General features: G+C 60.0%; 17 protein-coding genes and 2 pseudogenes. 10 read left to right on the plus strand and 9 right to left on the minus strand.

Annotation, left to right across the window (positions count from 1 at the left end; all coding sequences use genetic code 11):
- Positions 1 to 388 precede the first annotated feature (388 nt).
- Positions 389 to 754: a DUF1844 domain-containing protein gene (locus QM600_RS09470; RefSeq protein WP_283261208.1), complete on the plus strand. Its 366-nt coding sequence runs from the start codon at positions 389 to 391 to the stop codon at positions 752 to 754.
- Positions 755 to 773: 19 nt separating this feature from the next.
- Positions 774 to 1,193, plus strand: a complete 420-nt coding sequence (locus QM600_RS09475) for a DUF1801 domain-containing protein (protein WP_283261209.1) — start codon at positions 774 to 776, stop codon at positions 1,191 to 1,193.
- A 22-nt stretch (positions 1,194 to 1,215) separates the two neighbouring features.
- Here the strand turns inward: QM600_RS09475 and QM600_RS09480 are convergent, their stop codons facing one another.
- Both QM600_RS09480 and QM600_RS09485 read right to left on the minus strand, forming a co-directional pair.
- Positions 1,216 to 2,079, minus strand: a complete 864-nt coding sequence (locus tag QM600_RS09480; RefSeq protein ID WP_283261210.1) for an LLM class F420-dependent oxidoreductase — start codon at positions 2,077 to 2,079, stop codon at positions 1,216 to 1,218.
- A gap of 231 nt (positions 2,080 to 2,310) precedes the next feature.
- Entirely contained in the window at positions 2,311 to 3,015 is a 705-nt protein-coding gene (locus QM600_RS09485; protein WP_283261211.1) for a helix-turn-helix transcriptional regulator, read from the minus strand.
- Between the two features lie 86 nt (positions 3,016 to 3,101).
- Between QM600_RS09485 and QM600_RS09490 the strand changes: the two genes are divergently transcribed.
- Positions 3,102 to 3,809 carry an alpha/beta fold hydrolase gene (locus tag QM600_RS09490; protein WP_283261212.1) on the plus strand — a complete coding sequence of 236 codons (708 nt, stop codon included), beginning with the start codon at positions 3,102 to 3,104 and terminating at the stop codon, positions 3,807 to 3,809.
- Positions 3,810 to 3,874: 65 nt separating this feature from the next.
- Here QM600_RS09490 and uvrA read toward each other — a convergent pair whose 3' ends face one another.
- A complete protein-coding gene (gene uvrA / locus QM600_RS09495; protein WP_283261313.1) occupies positions 3,875 to 6,835 on the minus strand; it encodes an excinuclease ABC subunit UvrA in 2,961 nt (986 codons plus the stop codon).
- Between the two features lie 173 nt (positions 6,836 to 7,008).
- Between uvrA and QM600_RS09500 the strand changes: the two genes are divergently transcribed.
- Positions 7,009 to 7,695: an MBL fold metallo-hydrolase gene (locus tag QM600_RS09500; RefSeq protein ID WP_283261213.1), complete on the plus strand. Its 687-nt coding sequence runs from the start codon at positions 7,009 to 7,011 to the stop codon at positions 7,693 to 7,695.
- Positions 7,696 to 7,699: 4 nt separating this feature from the next.
- On the opposite strand, the gene QM600_RS09505 is transcribed toward QM600_RS09500, so the two are convergent.
- Both QM600_RS09505 and QM600_RS09510 read right to left on the minus strand, forming a co-directional pair.
- A complete protein-coding gene (locus QM600_RS09505; protein ID WP_283261214.1) occupies positions 7,700 to 8,362 on the minus strand; it encodes a hypothetical protein in 663 nt (220 codons plus the stop codon).
- 307 nt (positions 8,363 to 8,669) lie between these two features.
- Positions 8,670 to 8,834: pseudogene (locus QM600_RS09510) on the minus strand (tyrosine-type recombinase/integrase); the annotation flags it as partial.
- 743 nt (positions 8,835 to 9,577) lie between these two features.
- On the opposite strand from QM600_RS09510, the pseudogene QM600_RS29810 reads away from it, so the two are divergent.
- A pseudogene (locus tag QM600_RS29810) lies at positions 9,578 to 9,736 on the plus strand (transposase); the annotation flags it as partial.
- A complete protein-coding gene (locus QM600_RS09515) occupies positions 9,663 to 9,854 on the plus strand; it encodes a hypothetical protein (RefSeq protein ID WP_283261215.1) in 192 nt (63 codons plus the stop codon). The pseudogene QM600_RS29810 and the gene QM600_RS09515, both read left to right, overlap by 74 nt.
- 583 nt (positions 9,855 to 10,437) lie before the next feature.
- Here QM600_RS09515 and QM600_RS09520 read toward each other — a convergent pair.
- Positions 10,438 to 11,559 (minus strand): glycoside hydrolase 5 family protein, encoded by a 1,122-nt coding sequence (locus QM600_RS09520; protein ID WP_283261216.1) that lies wholly within the window; start codon positions 11,557 to 11,559, stop codon positions 10,438 to 10,440.
- A gap of 417 nt (positions 11,560 to 11,976) precedes the next feature.
- Here QM600_RS09520 and QM600_RS09525 point away from each other — a divergent pair, with 417 nt between their 5' ends.
- The 3 genes from QM600_RS09525 (at position 11,977) to QM600_RS09535 (ending at position 15,834) form a co-directional block, all read left to right on the plus strand.
- A complete protein-coding gene (locus QM600_RS09525; RefSeq protein ID WP_283261217.1) occupies positions 11,977 to 12,876 on the plus strand; it encodes a DoxX family protein in 900 nt (299 codons plus the stop codon).
- A 134-nt stretch (positions 12,877 to 13,010) separates the two neighbouring features.
- Positions 13,011 to 15,293 (plus strand): HelD family protein, encoded by a 2,283-nt coding sequence (locus QM600_RS09530; protein WP_283261218.1) that lies wholly within the window; start codon positions 13,011 to 13,013, stop codon positions 15,291 to 15,293.
- 22 nt (positions 15,294 to 15,315) lie between these two features.
- Positions 15,316 to 15,834 (plus strand): hypothetical protein, encoded by a 519-nt coding sequence (locus QM600_RS09535; RefSeq protein ID WP_283261219.1) that lies wholly within the window; start codon positions 15,316 to 15,318, stop codon positions 15,832 to 15,834.
- Positions 15,835 to 15,854: 20 nt separating this feature from the next.
- Here QM600_RS09535 and QM600_RS09540 read toward each other — a convergent pair whose 3' ends face one another.
- From QM600_RS09540 to uvrB, 3 genes are all read right to left on the minus strand, one after another.
- The gene (locus QM600_RS09540) at positions 15,855 to 16,307 is read right to left on the minus strand and encodes a universal stress protein (RefSeq protein ID WP_094273481.1); all 453 of its coding nucleotides are present in this window, start codon (positions 16,305 to 16,307) and stop codon (positions 15,855 to 15,857) included.
- A gap of 189 nt (positions 16,308 to 16,496) precedes the next feature.
- A complete protein-coding gene (locus QM600_RS09545) occupies positions 16,497 to 17,372 on the minus strand; it encodes an SCO6745 family protein (RefSeq protein ID WP_283261220.1) in 876 nt (291 codons plus the stop codon).
- Between the two features lie 44 nt (positions 17,373 to 17,416).
- Complete coding sequence (gene uvrB / locus QM600_RS09550) at positions 17,417 to 19,579, minus strand: excinuclease ABC subunit UvrB (RefSeq protein ID WP_283261221.1); 2,163 nt, start codon at positions 19,577 to 19,579, stop codon at positions 17,417 to 17,419.
- Between the two features lie 74 nt (positions 19,580 to 19,653).
- On the opposite strand from uvrB, the gene QM600_RS09555 reads away from it, so the two are divergent.
- Entirely contained in the window at positions 19,654 to 20,172 is a 519-nt protein-coding gene (locus QM600_RS09555) for a ribonuclease FAU-1 family protein (protein WP_283261222.1), read from the plus strand.
- The last annotated feature ends 3 nt before the right edge of the window (positions 20,173 to 20,175 follow it).

Raw genomic sequence — 20,175 nt, forward strand, 5'->3', positions numbered from 1 at the left:
CTCCTAGGTTGAACGGTGCGGTCTTCATGACCGCACGCAGCCCGTACCGCCCGCATCCCAACAAAAAACCCCGCTAGGATGATTTCTCACCTGCGGGGTCCGATGTCGACCGATCAAATAAACTCCAGCTCACGCCAAAACCTATCTCCTCGACTGAACGAGGAACCTGACGAAGAATGAATCCTTCAATATCAGGTGACCGGGACCACTGAACTGCAGTTTTACCTGCCGCGCAGAGGTGGGAGTCGGACTCCACTTGCTGCCCCCGAACAATTCGGAGGCGGTCGTTGCAACAAGAGTAGCAGGCCATCGGCGATCAAACTAATCGCCTCTGAGCAAGAGCAGGCCCGATTGAAGTACTCGCCGCGATGATGGAATCCTTGCAGACATGAGTGAGAACTTCGATGTAGATCAGAACACCGACGCGAACCCTGACGTCCGCGAACTCTCCGAGGTTCCCGCAGTCGAGGTCATCAGCCGCGCCGCAGTGATGTTGATGAGCTCCGCAGCAGAAAAGCTCGGACTTTCCGACGCAGATCCGTCATCCAGCCCGTACCTGGACTTGGACGAGGCACGACGCGTCATCACTGCACTGGCAGGCTTGGTCACAGCTTCTGTCGAGTACCTGGGCCCCCACGCCGGCCCTATCCGCGAAGGCCTGCAGGCACTGCAGCGCGCCTTCCGTGAAGCGTCGTTGCACCCGGACGAGCCGGGCAAGGGCCCCGGCGAGAAGTTCACCGGACCGGTGTACTGAGCCGGAAACGAGATAACACATGGCAACCGCAAACAAGACTCAGCCGTCGAACGACGACGTCGCTGCCTTCGTCGAGCGTGTTGCCGATCCGGTCAAACGCGCCGACAGCGTGGAGTTGATCTCCATGCTGTCGGCAGCGACCGGCGAACCTGCCGTTCTCTGGGGCACCAGCATCATCGGATTCGGCGCTCGCCACTACAAATATGCAAGTGGCCACGAAGGCGACACCGCGCTGATCGGATTCTCCCCCAGATCCACCGCCCTGACGCTGTATCTGTCCTTGAACTTCGACGATTACACCGACACCCTCGAACGTCTGGGCAAACACAAAGTAGGCAAAGGATGCCTCTACATCAAGCGGCTCAGCGATGTAGACCGCGCGGTATTGACCGAGCTCATCACGGCATCCGTTTCAGCAGCGCAGAGCATGAGCACCTGAATCACCTACGTCTGCGACAGGCTCACTGTTTCAAAGCTGCGGCGATCCGGCGCCACTGCTCACGGGGATATGTCTGCGGGTCGGAATCGAGCACTTGTAAGCACACGTGGTCTGCGCCGGCATCCAAATGCTCATGCACCCTGCGAAGAATTGTCTCCTCGTCGCCCCAGACAATGATCGCGTCGAAGAGTCGATCGCTGACCGAGTCCAGGTCTTCTCGAGCGAATCCCGACCGCAACAGGTTGTTGGCGTAGTTGGGCAGCAACAGGTAGTTGCGTAGCCATTCTGTTCCGATGGCGCGTGCCTGGTCGGCGTCGGTAGTCAGGATCGCAGTCTGCTCCGGAAGCAACAACGGACCGTCACCGAGCGCGGCTCTGGCCTGGGCGGTAAAGGCTGGCGTGACCAGGTACGGATGCGACCCGTTGGCGCGGGTTGCGGATAGGTGCAGCATCTTCGGACCCAATGCAGCGAGCACTCGGGCCTGTACCGGAACCGGCTGCTCGGTAGCATCGAGCGCATCGAGGTACGCCTGTGTCGCAGCGAGTGGCTTCTTGTAACGGCCTGGTTCGCCAGCGTCGACGAGAGGTGCGTGACTCACGCCGATGCCGAGGATGAGGCGATCACCGTACTCGGCGACACATTCGTGGTAACTCCGGGCTACATCCGCCGGCTCGTGCATCCAGAGGTTGAGAATGCCGGTTGCCACCACTACACGTTCGGTCACGTGCAAGAGGTTTTCGACGGCATCAAAAACCTTCCCTCCGACATCGGGTATCCACAGCGCCGAGTATCCCAACTCCTCGAGTTCGGCAGCCGCCTCGGCGGACTCGACAAAATCGCCGTAGCGCAGTTGCGAACTCCAAATACCTACACCTGCGAGTTTCATCACTCACTCCCCGTTCCGACGCCCCGCGGCGTCGTCAGTGTGACCGTTCCTTGGTGTGCACGCTAACTGATTCAGGCCGGGAAAATGTCCATCCGACGTACCGAGTTCACCACGAGCCTGCCCAGCCGACCGCCCCCAACAATGACCAGACATGTCTCCCCACGTGCGCCAAAAGTACCGGTGCGCGCATGCAATTGCCCGACTCGCTGATTCGTCGGTCCAATCCGAACCTCAACCGAGTTCAGCGGCAGATCTTGCGGCATCCGGAGGCTGCCCGAAAGCTGATGACTCCCGAGCCACGAACTTCTGGCTGGTCAGAGTCGCCGTCCGGATCCGATCAAGCCGGAACCACCGCACCGCATCCCTAGCGCGGCACCAACCGATGAGAAACCACCGACCATGGGTCTGGGCAAGCAGATGCGGTTCGACCGCGCGCCTCGACTCGGCACCGTCACCGTCGACGTACTGCAGCGACACCACGAACTTATGTTCCAACGCCTGCTCGACGACCCGTCGATTCGAGCCGGAATCGGCCGAAACACTCTCGTCATTTCGGATCCAAACTCTGCCGCTGAGCTCCTCGACGCGTGCCCGACTGTCTGGATCCATGACGTCCAACAACTTGGCCAGCGCCGCACGTCCGTCATTGGCGAACGGCGCATCGCCAACTGCAGTCAGAGCCAGCGCGATTGAAACTGCTTGCGGAACAGTGAAATTCACCGGAGGCAGAGTCACGCGGCCGATCAGTCGATATCCACCGCCAGGTCCCGATCGACCCTCGATAGCCGCGCCCGACTGCATCAGAATCTCGACATCGCGCTTGACGGTGCGGGAGGTGACACCGAACTGCTCCGCTAATCGCGACGCACTGCTTCCCCTGTCGCCACGACGACGTAACTCCTCGAGAAGTGCATGCAATCTGGCCGCCCGATTCACGTTGTCGATTGTCTCAAACTTCTTTATCAAAGGGTGACAAAATCAGTGACACGCAGTTGTCACCGATCTCGTTGCAGAGTGAGTTCATGAAAACTCACATCGTTCTCGTTCCCGGATTCTGGCTCGGCAGTTGGGCCTGGGATGCAGTCCTCCCCCACCTCGAGCGCACCGACATCCGAGTAACGGCACTGACACTGCCCGGCCTCGAAGCTGTGCATTCTCCGCGCACATCGGTGACCCTCGACAGCCACGTGCAGACGGTTGTCGACGCCGTCTCGGAGTCCGACGAGCGAACTATGCTCGTCGTGCATAGTGGCACGGGTCCGGTTGGCTACGCCGCTACCGACCGTCTGCCTGATCGCATCGCCCGCATCGTCTACGTCGACAGCGGCCCCATCCCTGACGGCACAGCATTACGACCCGACCTCACCGACGATATTGTCGAACTTCCTCTTCCGTCGTGGGCAGAATTGGAAGCCGACGGGAGCAGCCTCGAAGGACTGAACGAGCCTGCATTAGCTGCGTTTCGCAGTAGAGCCGTTCCTGAACCTGCGGGCCCCGCCCGTGACCAGATCACGCTGACCGATCCTCGACGCTACGACGTCCCTACGACAGTGATCTGCAGCAGCTTTCCCTCCGACGTCATTGCCCAGATGGCGGATGGCGGATTTCCACTCGCCGTCGAATTGACGAAGCTCCCGGTGACGTATGTCGATCTTCCGACCGGTCACTGGCCGATGTGGTCACGTCCGAAAGAATTGGCTGAAGCAATTCTCGATGCCGTGGATGTGTAGAACCTCGAGAAAGCAGTGATGCCGGGTCGGAAAATTCCGACCCGGCATCACTGATTACCAACTACCTATCCCACCGAAGCTGCCTTCTTACGTGGTGCAGCTTTCTTGGGTGCAACAGCCTTGACCGCGCGCTTCTTCGCAACAGCTTTAGCCTTGACCGGAGTGTGCTGGGCCGACAGGACTTCACTGAGGAACTTGCCGGTGTAGCTTTCAGGAACGGCGGCAATCTCTTCCGGAGTTCCTTCTGCCACAACGGTTCCGCCACCCGATCCGCCTTCCGGACCCATGTCGACAACCCAGTCCGATGTCTTGATCACGTCGAGATTGTGCTCGATCACGATGACGCTGTTGCCCTTGTCGACCAAGCCGTTGATGACGATCAGCAGCTTGCGGATGTCCTCGAAATGCAGGCCCGTCGTCGGCTCGTCGAGGATGTACACGGTGCGTCCGGTGGAGCGTTTCTGAAGCTCGGCCGCCAGCTTGACGCGCTGAGCTTCGCCACCGGACAGCGTCGGCGCCGGCTGACCCAAACGGACGTAACCGAGGCCGACGTCCACGAGAGTCTTGAGGTAGCGGTGGATCGAGGTGACCGGCTGGAAGAACTCTGCGGCCTCTTCGATGGGCATATCCAGAACCTCGGCGATGGACTTGCCCTTGTAGTGAACCTCGAGGGTCTCGCGGTTGTAGCGAGCCCCGTGGCAGACCTCGCACGGCACGTACACGTCGGGCAGGAAGTTCATCTCGATCTTGAGCGTTCCGTCGCCGGAACATGCCTCGCAGCGACCGCCCTTGACGTTGAACGAGAAGCGCCCTGGCTGATACCCGCGCACCTTCGCTTCGGTGGTGGCCGCGAACAGAGTGCGAATCTTGTCGAAAACACCCGTGTATGTAGCCGCGTTGGACCGCGGAGTGCGACCGATCGGCGACTGATCGACCTGGACCAACTTGTCCAGCTGATCAAGACCGTTGATGCGGGTGTGACGGCCCGGCACCTGGCGAGCACCGTTGAGCTTGTTCGCCATAACCGTGGCCAGGATGTCGTTGACCAGTGTGGATTTACCCGAGCCGGAAACACCCGTGACCGCAGTGAGAACGCCCAAGGGGAAACTCACGTCGATGCCGTCGAGGTTGTGCTCGCGGGCGCCGACAACCGTGACCTGACGCTTGCGGTCGACCGGACGGCGAACCTCGGGCACCTCGATGAACTTTCGTCCGGAGAGGTACGCGCCGGTGATGGACTCCTCGCACGTGAGCAGTTCTTTGTAGGGTCCACTGTGGACGACCTTGCCACCGTGCTCGCCGGCGTACGGTCCGATGTCGACAACCCAGTCGGAAGTACGGATGGTGTCTTCGTCGTGCTCGACGACGATCAGTGTATTGCCGAGGTCTCGGAGCCTGGTCAGTGTTTCGATCAGTCGACGGTTGTCGCGCTGATGCAAACCGATGGACGGCTCGTCGAGCACGTAGAGAACCCCGACGAGACCGGACCCGATCTGCGTTGCGAGACGGATTCGCTGGGCCTCACCGCCGGACAAGGTGCCGGCAGCACGCGAGAGCGAGAGGTATTCGAGGCCGACATCGAGGAGGAATCCGAGGCGAGCCTGAACTTCCTTGAGCACCTGACCTGCGATTGCCTCTTCACGAGACCCGAGCGTGAGGCTGTTCAAGAAATCTGCGCAATCGGAGATCGAGAGTTCACAAACCTCCGCGATGGACTTGCTGCCGAATGCGCCGGCAGCGATGGTCACCGACAGGATCTCGGGGCGTAGACGCGCACCACCACAGGCGGGACACGGAGTGTCTCGCATGTAGCCGTCGTAGCGTTCCTTCATCTGGTCGGATTCGGTCTGCTCGAGCCTGCGATGCAGGAATGGCATGACGCCTTCGAACTCCGCGTAGTAAGAACGTGTACGGCCGTACCGGTTTTTGTACTTGACGTGAACCTGTTCTTCACTGCCTTCGAGAATTGCCTTGCGCGCCTTGGCCGGAAGCTTGTTCCACGGCGTCTTCATGTCGAAGCCGAGGATGTCGCCCAAGCCGGACAGCAAGCGTCCGAAGTACTCGGAACTCTGACCCATCGACCACGGCGCGATAGCCCCGTCCTGGAGGCTCAGTTCCGCATCGGGCACAACCAGTTCGGGATCAACTTCCTTGCGGATACCGAGACCGGTGCACTCGGGGCAGGCGCCGTACGGCGAGTTGAACGAGAACGAACGCGGTTCCAGATCGTCGATAGCCAATGCGTGACCGTTGGGGCACGCCAACTTCTCGGAGAACCGTCGTTCCCGATCGGGAGCATTTTCTTCGCGGTCGACAAAATCGAGAACAACGATGCCCTCGGCAAGACGAAGCGCAGTTTCGACCGAGTCGGTAAGGCGCTGCTTGGAACTCGCCTTGACCTGCAGGCGGTCGACAACGACCTCGATGTCGTGCTTTTCCTGCTTCTTCAGCTTGGGCGGATCAGCCAGAGAATGTACGACGCCATCAACACGAATACGCGAGTAACCCTGCGCGTTCAGCTGATCGAAGAGGTCGACGAACTCACCCTTGCGAGTACGCACAACCGGAGCGAGAACCTGGAACTTGATGCCCTCTTCCATCTCGAGGACCTGGTCGACGATCTGCTGAGGCGTCTGACGCGCGATCTTCTCGCCACAGGCGGGGCAATGCGCAGAACCTGCCCGTGCATAGAGAAGTCGGAGGTAGTCGTAGACCTCGGTGATGGTGCCCACGGTTGATCGTGGGTTTCGGTTGGTCGACTTCTGATCGATCGACACAGCCGGCGACAAACCCTCGATGAAATCGACATCAGGTTTATCCATCTGCCCCAAGAACTGACGCGCATACGCCGAGAGCGACTCGACGTAGCGTCGCTGTCCTTCGGCGAAGATCGTGTCGAACGCGAGGCTGGACTTACCGGAACCCGACAGCCCAGTGAAGACGATCAAGCTGTCTCGCGGGAGATCGAGATCGACTCCCCTCAGATTGTGCTCACGCGCACCCCGCACGATCAGGCGATCCGCCACACCAATTCCCTTCATCGTCATTCATCTGGGGATGTCCCACCAGTGAAGTCCCGAGCAACCAACCGAAGCGAGTCCTCGAACCAGGCCATGTTAAGCCGAGCCACCGACACGTTTCCGTCTCCAGTGTGAACCCAGCGTTCTACCTGCTCCTATTCGAAGGTAGCGTGCCTTTCATGACGAATCTGCCCATCGTGATCGACAACTCCTACACCGGTCAGCTCTCCCCCGATTCTGCGCCTCAACGCCGCACTCTCGACGGCGCAACCATCACAAAGATGTCTGTCGGCCCCATGGACAACAACACCTACCTCGTGGTCTGTTCCGCTACCGGGAAGTCAGTGCTGATCGACGCGGCCAACGAAGCCGAGAAGATCGTTGCGTTGATCGAGCAGGAGGCACCAGTCTTCGATTCCATCGTCACCACCCATCAGCACGGCGATCACTGGTTGGCTCTGAAGGACGTCCACGCCGCAACCCAGGTTCCGACGGCGGCGCATCCCCTCGACGCCGGAGTACTCCCAGTTACACCGGATGTACTCCTCGGGGACGGTGACACGGTGACCGTCGGCAATCTGGCTCTCGACGTCATCCATCTGTCCGGCCACACCCCCGGATCGATCGCGCTCGCGCTGACCGAACCTTCCGGCCAGGTTCACATCTTCACCGGAGACTCACTCTTCCCCGGAGGAGTTGGGAAGACACCCGACCCCGAGAAATTCACCTCACTGCTCGACGACGTCGAAACAAAGCTCTTCGGGCGCTACGACGACACCGCTATCGTCTACCCCGGCCACGGCAAAGACACGACTCTCGGCGTCGAGCGTCCGCACCTACCGGAGTGGCGCGCACGCGGTTGGTGACGATCTACTTCAGTTTGAGAGTGAGCACGTTCTCGGAACTACCCATGAACGTGTCGAACTCCGCCAGCGTAGTGACGAGCGGAGTTCCCGCATAAGTGACTGTCAGTGCGGCGAGGTCCCCGAGCACCTGTTCGGGGACCTCGGTCCAGAAACCGCACTGCAATCGTTCCAATGCCGGCAGAACGTTGGTCGTGAAGTCGGTCCGATACTCGGCAGAGATCGTTTCGAGCTGTTTCAACTCCTCGAAGGTCTGATTCTTGATCACCTCGGTTTGGTCCAGCAACAGACCGTAGGCCAAATCCCATTTCTCTTGGTCATCCCGTGCTGTGACTGCGAGACGCACTCCTTGAACCATCATCGTGGCCCCGAACTGACCGACAAGCCCGCCGATCATCGCACCGGCAGCGGGGACGGGAATTACGGTCAGACCAACCATGCTGCAAGCCCACAAAGCTGTTGTCCGCGCAACTGATTCAGTGGCTACCAATGCCGCTTCTCCCGGATCCAATTTTGCGGTCGCCCACCCGTGCCCGGCACCCGCGACCGACCAGGCTCCGCGCATGAGTGCAAATGGAAGCGAACTGTGCGCCAACGCGCCGCTGACACCACTGCCACCGTCGACCAAGGCCTGCTTGCTGCATACCGAGCGAAATAGACTGCGCTCCAATGGCTATCACTGCAGCGGATACTCCAGCCTTCGTGGCGTGAGCGGCTACCTCGGCCCCGGGCACGCCGGCGAAAGATCCACTGCGCACACGTGCCAACGCAATCTCGACTACCGCAGAGACCACCGCCGCGGTGACGGCGGCACCAGCCACGTGGTCACTCGAAGACATGACATTGCTGCTGCGGAAGCTCGAGGTTTCCGAGCCGGTGGGAAATTTCCTCCACAATGTCTCTCTGCCCCAAAGGATTAGGCCAACTGCTCCCTGCCGGTTTTGATCACCTCGGTTGCCACCGCCCACGATGCAACCTCTGCAATCGACGGCGTCGAAGAGCGCTTGGATTTCGTCGTAGGTCAACGGTCCCCGGTGCGGGTCGCCTTCGTAGTCGGTGACGTGAACGATGGTGTTCCATTCGTGCAATACCTGCGAGGGTGCGACGCCGAATCGTTCGAGGCATTCCGTGGTCCAGCCGTAGCCGGTGCACCTCCAGCCAGTCGAGCAGTCGGCCGAGGTCGAGCACCTCGTCGGAGTCCTTGACCCGAGACGGTATCGATCGCAGGACTTTGCCCTTGTTCCGGACAGCGATCCGGCCGTCGATCACCGTGCATTCGTAGCCGTCGTGCCCGACGATCGGTGTCCATGTCGAAGTCCCGTCGTCTGCCGAGCCTCTCTCGACCAACGCATGCTCTGCCAACTCGCTGTTCCTACCCGTAAACGGCTGCGACCATCGAAATTTACCAGCCTGCAACTCATCAGCTAATTCTCGGAAGGATTATTGCAGAGGCCTACGACGCACACGAGGAGAAATCGATCGAGACGGAACCGAATGCGATCCGCCGTACACCCGAAACGGCACTGTCAGGTTATTTGAAACATGTAGCAGCGCAGTTGGTTCCGGACAGGCTGCCATGGGACACCGCTGGAATAGTCACCTTTCAGGCCAGGACTGTCGTCGTTGCCGTGATCTCGATCTAAATTATGAAGCGGTCGCTCATATCGTGGCGCCATTCGGCGGCGGTCAACGGGTATCGGCGCGTGCATGACGAAAGCGCCTCCCGTAGTGGAAGAATCGAGATTCTGACGTCATCACATACGGAAAGACACTTTCAGTGTAATCAACTCACACGTTCGCAGCCGGATCTGCGGCGTTCGACGAACGCAATCTCGTCACGGAAACTGCCGGCGAAGTTTCCGCCGGTCGGGACGGCGGGAAGCGAACGACCGGCGTGAAACGCCACATCGCAATGAACGTGACCGCTCTGTCAATGACAGTCGTGGTGACCGCGGCCTCGATTCAGGATCGTGACGCCGGGCACCGACTGCTCGCCGAACTGCGCAGGAATGTTCTCCACGATCCAACTGGTGTTGGCGGATAGCGGCTACTCGGGACGCCTTCTCGACGGGGCAAAAAGTGTTCTGGCCCTGCAGATCGACATCATCAAACGCACACCCGGTAGTACCGGATTCCCCGTCAAGCCCGAGTTTGGGCGGTAGAACAGACCTTCACTTGGCTCAACAAATATCGCCGCGGCGTCTACGACTACGAGGCCAAGCCCGAATACCACGAAGCGATGGTTCTCATCGCCACCATGACCAGTCGACTCGCCCGAACCTGACCGTTCTCAATCACACTCTCAGACCTTCAACCGCTTTGACCCCGACCTTGCGAAGCTCGACATCAACACCCGTCAACTCGCGCACAGCATCGACCGTGGGCAAGTCGTCCATCTCGACGTTCTGAAGTCGGGAGAAAACTTCCGCAAAGGGATCCAGAAAGCCGCTGAAGGCACGGGCATAGCCGCATCCCAAGCAGTCTGCGCATTCGTAGAGCGGGCCTCCGCATCTTCGCGCTGACCCTCCAGTCGCACGAAAGTCTCTTTGTTTCGGTCTGCCACTTTCTTGGCACCCCAGAGCGGCACAATCCGCGCCGTCGACGACCCCCATTCACCTGGCCTGCATCGTAACCGTTGCTGGCAACCAAGAATGGGAACCGAGCAATGCCGCGATAGATTATCGACCACTGCTCGGTTCCGAGTGTTCGAACGCTAACTGCGACTCCGGCCGACTATGCCGTTGGTCAGGCGCACGCGTCGGCCGCTTTTTTCACCACAGCCAGAGCAGGTTTCGGGCGGTAATTAATCGTCATCAAACCAAAATTCTGTTCCTTGTCGGAAGTATTGATTCCGCGGTCGCGCATGCTGTAAACAAATAGGCGCTCAATATACCCGAGCGCTTTCGCCTGGGAGAACCCGTCGGCGATGATTGTCGCTTGCAACTGATCACTGACAGCGGTGTGACTCGATCCGGTAGGTGCACCGAATTCTGTCGCCCAGATCTTCTTTCCACCGTCACCGTTACGCACCATGGTGTCCCGCATCAGGCGCACGCGATAGAAAGTGTTCCAATTCGCAGTAGACGCATCCGAAGGCAGATCCGGCCAGCTGTACGGATGTATTCCGAACACATCGAACGACGATTTGGCGCCGGCAGCATACAGACTGTTCAAGTACGTCACCGGAGATATATCGGATCCGTTGTCCAGCGCCGGCGACAACCCTCCACTGATGATCTTCGCGCCCGGTTGGACTGCCCGGATGCTCGCGGACACTGCTTTCAGCATCGACGCGTAGATATTCGCGTTCGGCTTGGGCAAGAAGAACTGCGTCAGGTTCGGCTCGTTCCAAATCTCCCACGAGCCTATGCTCGTCGAATAGCGTTGCGCGGCTTGCTGTGCGAACAGTGCAAACACATTGATGTCGGCCGGATAGCCGTGAGTATTTGCCGCACCGGCGACACGCGCCCATTGCGGCGTGTAGGCAACGACGCCCAGAATGTTCAAGCCGTGAGCGCGAGCACGTTCCACGACCTGATCAGTAACGTCCCAGTGCTGCTGCCCCTTGATGTTCTCGATTGCGGACCAGTCGATATCGAAACGCACCCAGGATGTGCCGGCATCTTTCATTGCAGCCAATTCTGTATCGAGCTCTGCGCGCGGAAGCGTATTGAGAGGTCCTCCGGCGGCAATACCGACGCCGCTGGAGATACAGGTAGGTGGCGTGGGAGGGGACTCACCTGGTGGCGCGGATGGCGGCGCAACTGGCGGAAAAATGGGCAATTCGGAATCAAGTGAACCACCGGCCGTAAGTGACGTAACAGCCGATACGAGGGCGATCGCAAGAGTTGATTTAATGAGACTCACACCAATCACCATAGTCACAGTTCGATAACGAGGCACGCGATGGGGCATTATTCGGTGCGTCAACCGAAGTCATTTACGTCGTTTATGGGACGTATATCTGTTCAGTCATTTATTGTTATTATGTCCATAAAATCTCATTAATTGGCCATTTACGCAGTTGCCTGCTTCATCAATAAACGCCATTGCGCACAATTCGAACAACCATTCACCGAACGGTTGTCGACACAAATCAACGGTGAACATCCGCGCATTTTGCCCCAAAACTGCCGTCCGCCGAAAATCCTCCACCAGCGGCGTTCCCGCTTGCACAACGCCGGCACGAAGTCAGAGACGACCACGGTGCACACCGGGTCGGAACCACCCCGAACTTTGTCCGAATCGCTAGGGTGGAAAAGACCTACGTCGGAAGGCTTGAACATGCTGGTACGCCGAATTGCTCGTCCGCTGCTCTCCACCATCTTCATCGTCGGTGGAATCGACGCGCTCCGAAATCCCGCTCAACGAGCGGTGAAGGCGACTCCGTTGATCGACAAATCCGTCGAAACTCTGCCCGGCGCAGTGACACAGAAACTGCCCGCCGACCCCGAGACCTTGGTCAAGCTCAACGCCGTCGTACAGATTGGCGGCGGAGTGTTGCTGGCAAGCGGGAAGGCGCCTCGTGTCGCGTCGTTGGCACTGGCCGGAAGCCTGATTCCGACGACTCTCGCCGGCCATGATTTCTGGAATGAGTCCGACCCGTCGATCCGCGCAATGCAACGCACCAACTTCGTCAAGAACCTCAGTCTGCTCGGCGGATTGATGATCGCGTCCGTAGACACCGAAGGCAAGCCGTCGCTCGGTTGGCGCGGTCGACGCGCGGCGAAGAAGGCGCAAGCGACAATTTCAGCTGCTTTGCCCGTGATTGCAGCGCAGAGCGATCACACCGGCGACCGCCTCGAACATGCCCTGGCACTCGCGTCGGAACGCGGCTCCGAACTGGCCGAATCTGCGAAAGTACATGGCGGCGACTGGCTCGACGCGGCAAAAGAGCGAGGACCCGAGCTTCTCGAGATCGCACAGAAGCGAGGACCCGAGCTTCTCGAGATCGCACAGAAGCGAGGATCCGAATTGGCGGAAACAGCGAAGGAACGGAGCTCCGTCATCGCTGAGCTGGCAAGCAAGCGAAGTGCTGAGTTCGCCGAACTCGCGCTCGAGAAGAGCAACGAGTGGGCGGAGTCGGCCTCCGAGCAGTCCGAGGTTCTCGGTAGGCGTGCCCGCAAGCGTGCTGAAATTGCTCTTGCGAAGGCCCGCGAGAAGCGCGATGAATTGACGCACTGACACCGCTGCGCATGTGGTCAGGCCACCTTCGGGTGGCCTGACCTGCTTGTATACGGCAATTCATCTGAGCGAACTAGACTGTCTTGGCACTTTTGCGGTGCGTGAAGTTCTATTCACCAAGCCTAGGAGATCCCTTGCCCGACGCGGACCCGTCACCGACCGAGCAACAGCTCGAGCAGCACTACGTGACGATGCTGTACTCCCGTCTCGACGATCTTCGGAAGCATGCCAAATCGCGCTTGAGCACCGTCTTGCTCGAGACCGGTGGAACACCCCAGGCTCGCAGTGAACGCGAATCTTTCAACGCGATGTATACCGAGGATCTGGCCAAGTACGACGCTGCCGAGAACGGACTGTGTTTCGGCAGAATCGATTTCGACGACGAACTCCGCTATGTCGGACGCCTGGGAATCCTGGACACCGATAACGATTACGAAACCCTCCTTCTCGACTGGCGTGCACCGATGGCGCGCCCGTTCTACCTGGCGACTCCGGCAGCACCGGAGGGCGTGAAGCGGCGACGCCATATCCGGAGCCGGAGCCGCAAGGTCACCGGAGTCAACGACGAGTACCTGGACCTCGATGCAGCGCGAGCTGCCGGAGTGGTGAGTGAATCCGACGGTGTTGCCGGCGAGAGTGCACTCCTCGACGCGCTGAATGCAGCCCGCACCGGCCAGATGAACGACATCGTCGAGACGATCCAGACCGAGCAGGACACGATCATCCGCTCGGAGCACAAAAGTGTGCTGGTTGTTCAGGGCGGCCCCGGAACGGGCAAGACTGCTGTCGCACTCCATCGCGCCGCATTCCTGCTCTACACCTACCGCAAACAGTTGGCGAAGGCCGGCGTTCTCATCATCGGCCCCAACGCAACGTTCCTCGACTACATCAGCCAGGTGCTCCCCTCCCTCGGCGAGACTGGCGTCCTCCTCTCCACCATCGGCGATCTGTATCCGGGAGTTCGTGCAACCCGGGTCGATTCGCTGAAGGCCGGCGAGATCAAGGGGTCTCTCGACATCCTCGAAGTCCTCAAGAACGCCGTCCGTGATCGCCAGGAAGTACCGTCGAAGCCGATCATCCTTCGATTCGACACCTACGATCTGAAATTGGATCGACAGGTTGTCACCAAGGCTCGGGGACGAGCACGCTCGTCCCGGCGCCCGCACAACTTGGCGAGACCAATCTTTGTGTCTGCAGTCATCGAGGCTCTGGCCCTCCAGATGGCAGCGATTATCGGCGGCAACCTTGTCGATGGCGGCTCGCTTCTGAGCCGAGACGACATCGCCGACATCCGCGACGAAATGCGCGAAGACCCCGACATCATGGCCGCAATCAGCAAACTGTGGCCCGAGCTTTCACCGCAGCAGATTCTGGCCGAACTCTGGACGTCACCGACACGGTTGGCAAAAGCTGCACCCCACCTTGACGACGACCAGCGCGCCGAACTGTTGCAGAGCGTCGGCCCCGGATTCAGTGCTGCCGATGCACCACTTCTTGATGAACTGGCTGAAATTCTCGGCGTCGACGACGCAGCGGAACGTGAACGTGCTGGGCGACAATGGCGTGCGCAGATCGCGGATGCACAGGGCGCACTCGATATTCTGACAGGTTCGGCCCCGCAGGATCTCGAAGACGAACTGGACCCCGAGATCCTGATGGCCTATGACCTGATCGATGCCAGCCAGCTCGCACAGCGCCACGATCTCGGACAACACCAGACCACCGCGGAACGTGCTGCGGGAGATCGCACCTGGACGTACGGTCACGTCATCGTCGACGAGGCACAAGAATTGTCCGCGATGGCGTGGCGAATGTTGATGCGCCGCATACCGAACCGGTGGATGACGCTGGTCGGCGATACAGCTCAGACCGGTGATCCCGCCGGCACTTCGTCCTGGCAGACGATTCTCGAGCCGTACGTCGCGAAGCGCTGGAAGCTCACCCAGTTGACGGTGAACTACCGAACCCCGTCGGAAATCATGGATGTCGCGCACCGGGTTCTCGAGGAAATCGACCCGTCGCAAGCAGTACCGCGCTCGGTCAGAGACAGCGGTTTTGCACCCTGGGCACTGAAGACAACGGCTGAGAATCTCGAAGCGACGGTGCGCCACTGCATCGAGCACGAGTCACACGCCGGTCTCACTGCCGTGATCGCCGGCCACGACATGGTGAAAACCCTAGCCGGCCTGGCCAGCGACTCGGTCAGTGTCTTGTCCGTCAAGGACGTCAAGGGTCTCGAATTCGACACCGTGTTCATCGTCGAACCGGCGAATATTCTCGATGAATCCCCACGCGGCATGAACGACCTGTACGTCGCGTTGACTCGCGCAACCCAGCGACTGGGCATCATCCATGTCGAATCGCTTCCGGCGGTGCTCGACGACGTCTCCGAGGCAGCGTTCGTGCCCGTAGCCTGACGGCGGGGGAGTACGTTCGCTCATGTCGCTTCTACTGAAGGAAATCCCACTCGTGGCAGCTCCGGTCTCGACCCGCACCCGTCAAGTGCTCGCACGGCCTCGCACACGCGCCCTCGGCGGCGCCGTACTGATCGGCCTCTGCGGATCGATACTGGTCGGCTGTAGCGAAGCTCAGTCCTCGGTCACCGCGGCACCCGGCGACGGTGCGGTAGCCACCACTACACCAGCCACATCACCTCAAGCCGCCAGCATCCACCGACTCCGGGACGCCATACTCGCCGGTGGCGGCGAGTCACAGCTTCCCAACGACACTCTTCAGGCACTCGGCGACGGAATCTGTCGACAGCTGCGTGCCGGTACCGACCGGGCGACGATCATTGCGAACGTGAGGCCCATGGCCCACAACGGAGCGACGGGCAATCCGTCACAACTTCAGGACACGGCCATCCCCACCGACAACTCAGCCGCACCCACAATCCCGCCTGACGCCGATCGACTGGCTGCGGTGATTGTTGATGCGGCTGAGGCCGACTACTGCTGAAGCCGACTACTCCTGAGCGATCAGCGAACGGTGTGAACGATCAGAACGTCTGACGTTGCCTTGCGAGCAGCGTCAGACGGGACCGACCCGAGAAGACGACCGGTCAAAGTGTTCAGTCCGCGGTTTCCGATGACCAGAAGGTCACCCTCGACCTCGTCGAGCAGCGCCAGCAGCGATTCGACCGGGGCGCCGACCACTGCGCGTTCGACGATGTTCTGCGCTCCGGCGGCATGCGCGCGCTCGCGTGCGGTTCGAAGAATTTCGTATGTAGGCGCCGATCCGGTGACCTGGTATGCCTCGTTGCCGAGTACGTCTGCTGCGGCACTGACGTCCTTCGGGTCGGACGGGTAGTACGCACACGCGATCACGAGCTGTGCACCGGCGTCGCCTGCGATGCTCGCAGCTCGGTCCACCGCTTTCAGTGACGACTCGGAGCCATCGGTTCCTACGACAACGGTCCGGTAGGCACTCATTCATTCCTCCATGTTTAAGGGATGGTCAGAACAGCTGATACCGGCTGACGCAGAATCTGCACCAACTCGACAACCGCTGCGCTGACATTAGCGGGGTTGTGGCGACGATTGTGTCAATTGCCGTACACACCACAAATCAACAGTGAATGTGATGTGAAGTAACATCAAGAATCTTTCAAAGATAGCAGGTCAGCGCATTTCTCCGAACCGCGGGCCGAACAAGGCCGTAGGAAATACTTCTTGTTCAACCAACGCAGCGCGCCACGGCGCAGCGATTTCGAGTAGCCGCTTCGCCCCCGACTCCCCCAAGGCATCCCACGGTGCATACGCCAGATCGTCTGTCAGATCCTCCACGATGTCACGCAGATCCTGACCGTCCTCGGTCAACTCGCCAGTCGCGCGGTCCAATAGTTCACGATCTTTCAAGCTTTCGACGGCCTCGTTCCATTGTTCCTGCGACCAACCCCGGCGCGTCTGCGCAAACTTCTTCTGGAAACCGATTCCGGTTGCAGTGTGCGTGATCAGAGCGTCCAAACCGTCCAGACCGGCAGTCTGCAGGGCCGCGATATGACCATCTCCGCGGTACTCACGCAGCAAGGTCAACGCATGCCAGAAAGCGACATGTGGGGCCGTGGGCCACTCGACCGATGCCCACCCGGCGTACAGCGGACGACCCTCGACGCCAGGGATGTTGTGTGCTGCGATCGACACCAACTCAGCGGCCTCCGCCATGTCGGATGACCCGGTCACGTCAGCACCCAACAGTCGCACGTACGCGGCATCGATCGCGCGGTAGCGCGCTGCAACGATGTCCGACGGCTTCGCCAGTTCCCACGCCCTCGGAATGACGCTGCCGATCAGTTCCGGATTGAAGTTGTAGAACGTCGACGTCACAACGGTGGCGGGTGGAGTTCCCATGGGCGCCGAACGGCCGGCGAAGTAGATCATCCGGCCAGGCTCGAGACCGGCAGCAACCAATTCCTGCTCCGTCTCGGGAACGAAGTAGGCCAACGAATGAAGAAGCTCGAGAGTACGGCCGGTCTTACCTGCAGTCTGTGCGTCCATACGTAAACCGTAGCGGGAAGCTACGGTTCACCTCGTCAGGCGGTCTACTTCAATCCGGCTGCGTCCATGCCTCGGAGTTCCTTCTTCAAATCCGAGATCTCGTCACGCAAACGGCCGGCCAACTCAAACTGCAAATCGCGGGCAGCGTTCATCATCTGATCGGTGAGTTCCTTGACCAGATCTGCCAATTCGGCTCGCGGCATCGACTTGGTATCGCGACCTTCGTACACACCCGCACTGACAGCACGACCTGCCTCGCCCTGCGCTCTCCGTCCGCGGGTCGCGTTGCGACCGGAACCGCCGATATCGATCGAAGCTGCAGTGTCTTCAGCTTCCTCGTAAACCTGATCGAGGATGTCCGCGATCTTCTTCCTCAATGGCTGCGGATCCACACCCATCTTCTTGTTGTATGCGACCTGCTTTTCCCGGCGGCGTTCGGTCTCTTCGATTGCCTGAGCCATGGACGCGGTGATCTTGTCGGCATACATGTGGACTTGACCGGACACGTTACGAGCCGCGCGGCCGATGGTCTGGATAAGGCTGGTGGAGCTACGGAGGAACCCTTCCTTGTCTGCGTCCAAGATTGCGACCAGGGACACCTCGGGCAGGTCCAGGCCTTCTCGGAGCAGGTTGATGCCGATCAGGACGTCGTACTCCCCCAGCCGCAACTGCCGCAGAAGTTCGACGCGGCGCAACGTGTCGATATCGGAGTGCAGGTACCGAACACGGATGCCGAGTTCGAGCAGGTAGTCGGTGAGGTCTTCCGACATCTTCTTGGTCAGTGTCGTGACGAGGACGCGTTCGTTCTTGGCCGCCCGCTCACGAATCTCGTGCACCAGGTCGTCGATCTGGCCTTTGGTCGGCTTGACGATGACCTCCGGGTCCACCAGACCCGTAGGCCGAATGACCTGCTCGACAAACTCGCCGCCCGTCTGACCGAGCTCGTACTTTCCGGGAGTTGCCGACAGATAGACCGTCTGACCGATCCGTTGGCTGAACTCCTCCCAGGTAAGCGGCCGGTTGTCGGTTGCCGACGGCAGGCGGAAGCCGAACTCCACCAAGTTCCGCTTACGCGACATGTCGCCCTCGTACATGGCCCCGATCTGCGGAACCGTCACGTGCGACTCGTCGATGACCAAGAGGAAGTCCTCCGGGAAGTAATCGATGAGTGTCGCCGGCGCGGTGCCCGGTCCACGGCCATCGATGTGCCGCGAGTAGTTCTCGATGCCAGAGCAGAATCCGACCTGCTTGATCATTTCGAGGTCGTATTGCGTACGCATCCGGAGACGCTGGGCCTCGAGCAGTTTGCCCTTGCCTTCCAACTCTGCGAGACGTTCTTCGAGTTCCGCCTCAATGTCCTTGGTCGCACGCTCTAACCGCTCCGGACCAGCTACGTAGTGGGTGGCCGGGAAGATCCGAACAGTATCGACCTTGCGGACGATGTCCCCGGTCAGCGGATGGAGATAGTACAAAGCCTCGATCTCGTCGCCGAAGAACTCGATACGAACAGCCAGTTCTTCGTAGGACGGAATGATCTCGACGGTGTCACCGCGAACCCGGAACGATCCGCGGGTGAATGCGACGTCATTGCGGTTGTACTGAACGTCGACGAGTAGGCGCAGGAAAGCATCACGCGGAACCTCGACACCGACATCGAGCTGGATCGAGCGATCCAAGTAGGACTGCGGTGTACCGAGACCGTAGATACAGGACACGGACGCCACCACGACGACGTCACGCCGCGACAACAGGCTCGACGTCGCCGAATGCCGCAGACGCTCGACGTCGTCGTTGACCGAGGAATCCTTCTCGATATACGTATCGGTTTGAGCGATGTACGCCTCAGGTTGGTAGTAGTCGTAGTACGAGACGAAATACTCGACAGCATTGTTGGGCAGCATCTCTCGAAGCTCGTTGGCCAACTGAGCGGCCAGCGTCTTGTTGGGTGCCATCACCAAAGCCGGACGCTGCAGCTTCTCGATCAGCCAGGCCGTCGTCGCAGACTTACCGGTACCCGTCGCACCGAGCAGGACAACATCTTTCTCGCCGGCCTTGATCCGTTTCTCGAGTTCGGCGATAGCGGCCGGCTGATCGCCGGCCGGCTCGTATTCACTGACAACCTCGAAACGCGCATCGGAACGCTCGATGTCGCCGATCGGGCGGAACTCGGAATGCGCGAGGACGGGATGTTCGGAAGCAAACGCCATGAAACCAGGGTAAACGCACCCACCGACAGCATGTGTAGTTGCAGGCGAGCAGTTCGACGGTAGGTTCTTGCGATATGAGCGAAGAGCGCCCCCACATCCACCCGCCGAAGGTCGAAACATTCGATCTGGTGGCGCGAACCAACATCGACCCCAAGGGCTTCGTTCGCCAGGTCGAGCAGTATCGCGAAGAACCGTGGGGCCTCTATATGGCTAGGCACGCGGACCACCCACAGTTCCACTATCTGGAGTCCTGGCTACTCCCCGACCTCGGGATCCGCGCGTCGATCTTCCATTTCAACCCCGGCCACAAACGCGACCAGGATCACTACATCGACATCGGTGACTTCACCCGCGGCGAGCGGGCCTGGACATCCGAAGACCACTACCTCGATCTGATCGTGCAGACCGGGCGCAGTACGGAACTACTCGACGTCGACGAACTCCTCGAAGCCCATGCCGCTGGAATCCTCGACCCCAAGACCTCCGAACGCGCCATGCTGACAGCGGCCAGCACCATCGACGGAATCGCCGCGCACGATCACGATCTCGGCGCGTGGCTCACGTCGGTGGGCATGCCCATCACCTGGCGGTGAGCC

Source organism: Rhodococcus sp. IEGM 1379, assembly GCF_030056815.1.
Classification (GTDB): Bacteria; Actinomycetota; Actinomycetes; order Mycobacteriales; family Mycobacteriaceae; genus Rhodococcus_F.

What these genes read in the sequence shown, in the direction of transcription:
- QM600_RS09470 (WP_283261208.1), top strand. Translation starts at nt 389, where the DNA reads ATGAGTGAGAACTTCGATGTAGATCAGAACACCGACGCGAACCCTGAC.
- QM600_RS09475 (WP_283261209.1), top strand. Translation starts at nt 774, where the DNA reads ATGGCAACCGCAAACAAGACTCAGCCGTCGAACGACGACGTCGCTGCC.
- QM600_RS09480 (WP_283261210.1), bottom strand. Translation starts at nt 2,079, where the DNA reads ATGAAACTCGCAGGTGTAGGTATTTGGAGTTCGCAACTGCGCTACGGC.
- QM600_RS09490 (WP_283261212.1), top strand. Translation starts at nt 3,102, where the DNA reads ATGAAAACTCACATCGTTCTCGTTCCCGGATTCTGGCTCGGCAGTTGG.
- QM600_RS09500 (WP_283261213.1), top strand. Translation starts at nt 7,009, where the DNA reads ATGACGAATCTGCCCATCGTGATCGACAACTCCTACACCGGTCAGCTC.
- QM600_RS09525 (WP_283261217.1), top strand. Translation starts at nt 11,977, where the DNA reads ATGCTGGTACGCCGAATTGCTCGTCCGCTGCTCTCCACCATCTTCATC.
- QM600_RS09535 (WP_283261219.1), top strand. Translation starts at nt 15,316, where the DNA reads ATGTCGCTTCTACTGAAGGAAATCCCACTCGTGGCAGCTCCGGTCTCG.
- QM600_RS09540 (WP_094273481.1), bottom strand. Translation starts at nt 16,307, where the DNA reads ATGAGTGCCTACCGGACCGTTGTCGTAGGAACCGATGGCTCCGAGTCG.
- QM600_RS09545 (WP_283261220.1), bottom strand. Translation starts at nt 17,372, where the DNA reads ATGGACGCACAGACTGCAGGTAAGACCGGCCGTACTCTCGAGCTTCTT.
- uvrB (WP_283261221.1), bottom strand. Translation starts at nt 19,579, where the DNA reads ATGGCGTTTGCTTCCGAACATCCCGTCCTCGCGCATTCCGAGTTCCGC.
- QM600_RS09555 (WP_283261222.1), top strand. Translation starts at nt 19,654, where the DNA reads ATGAGCGAAGAGCGCCCCCACATCCACCCGCCGAAGGTCGAAACATTC.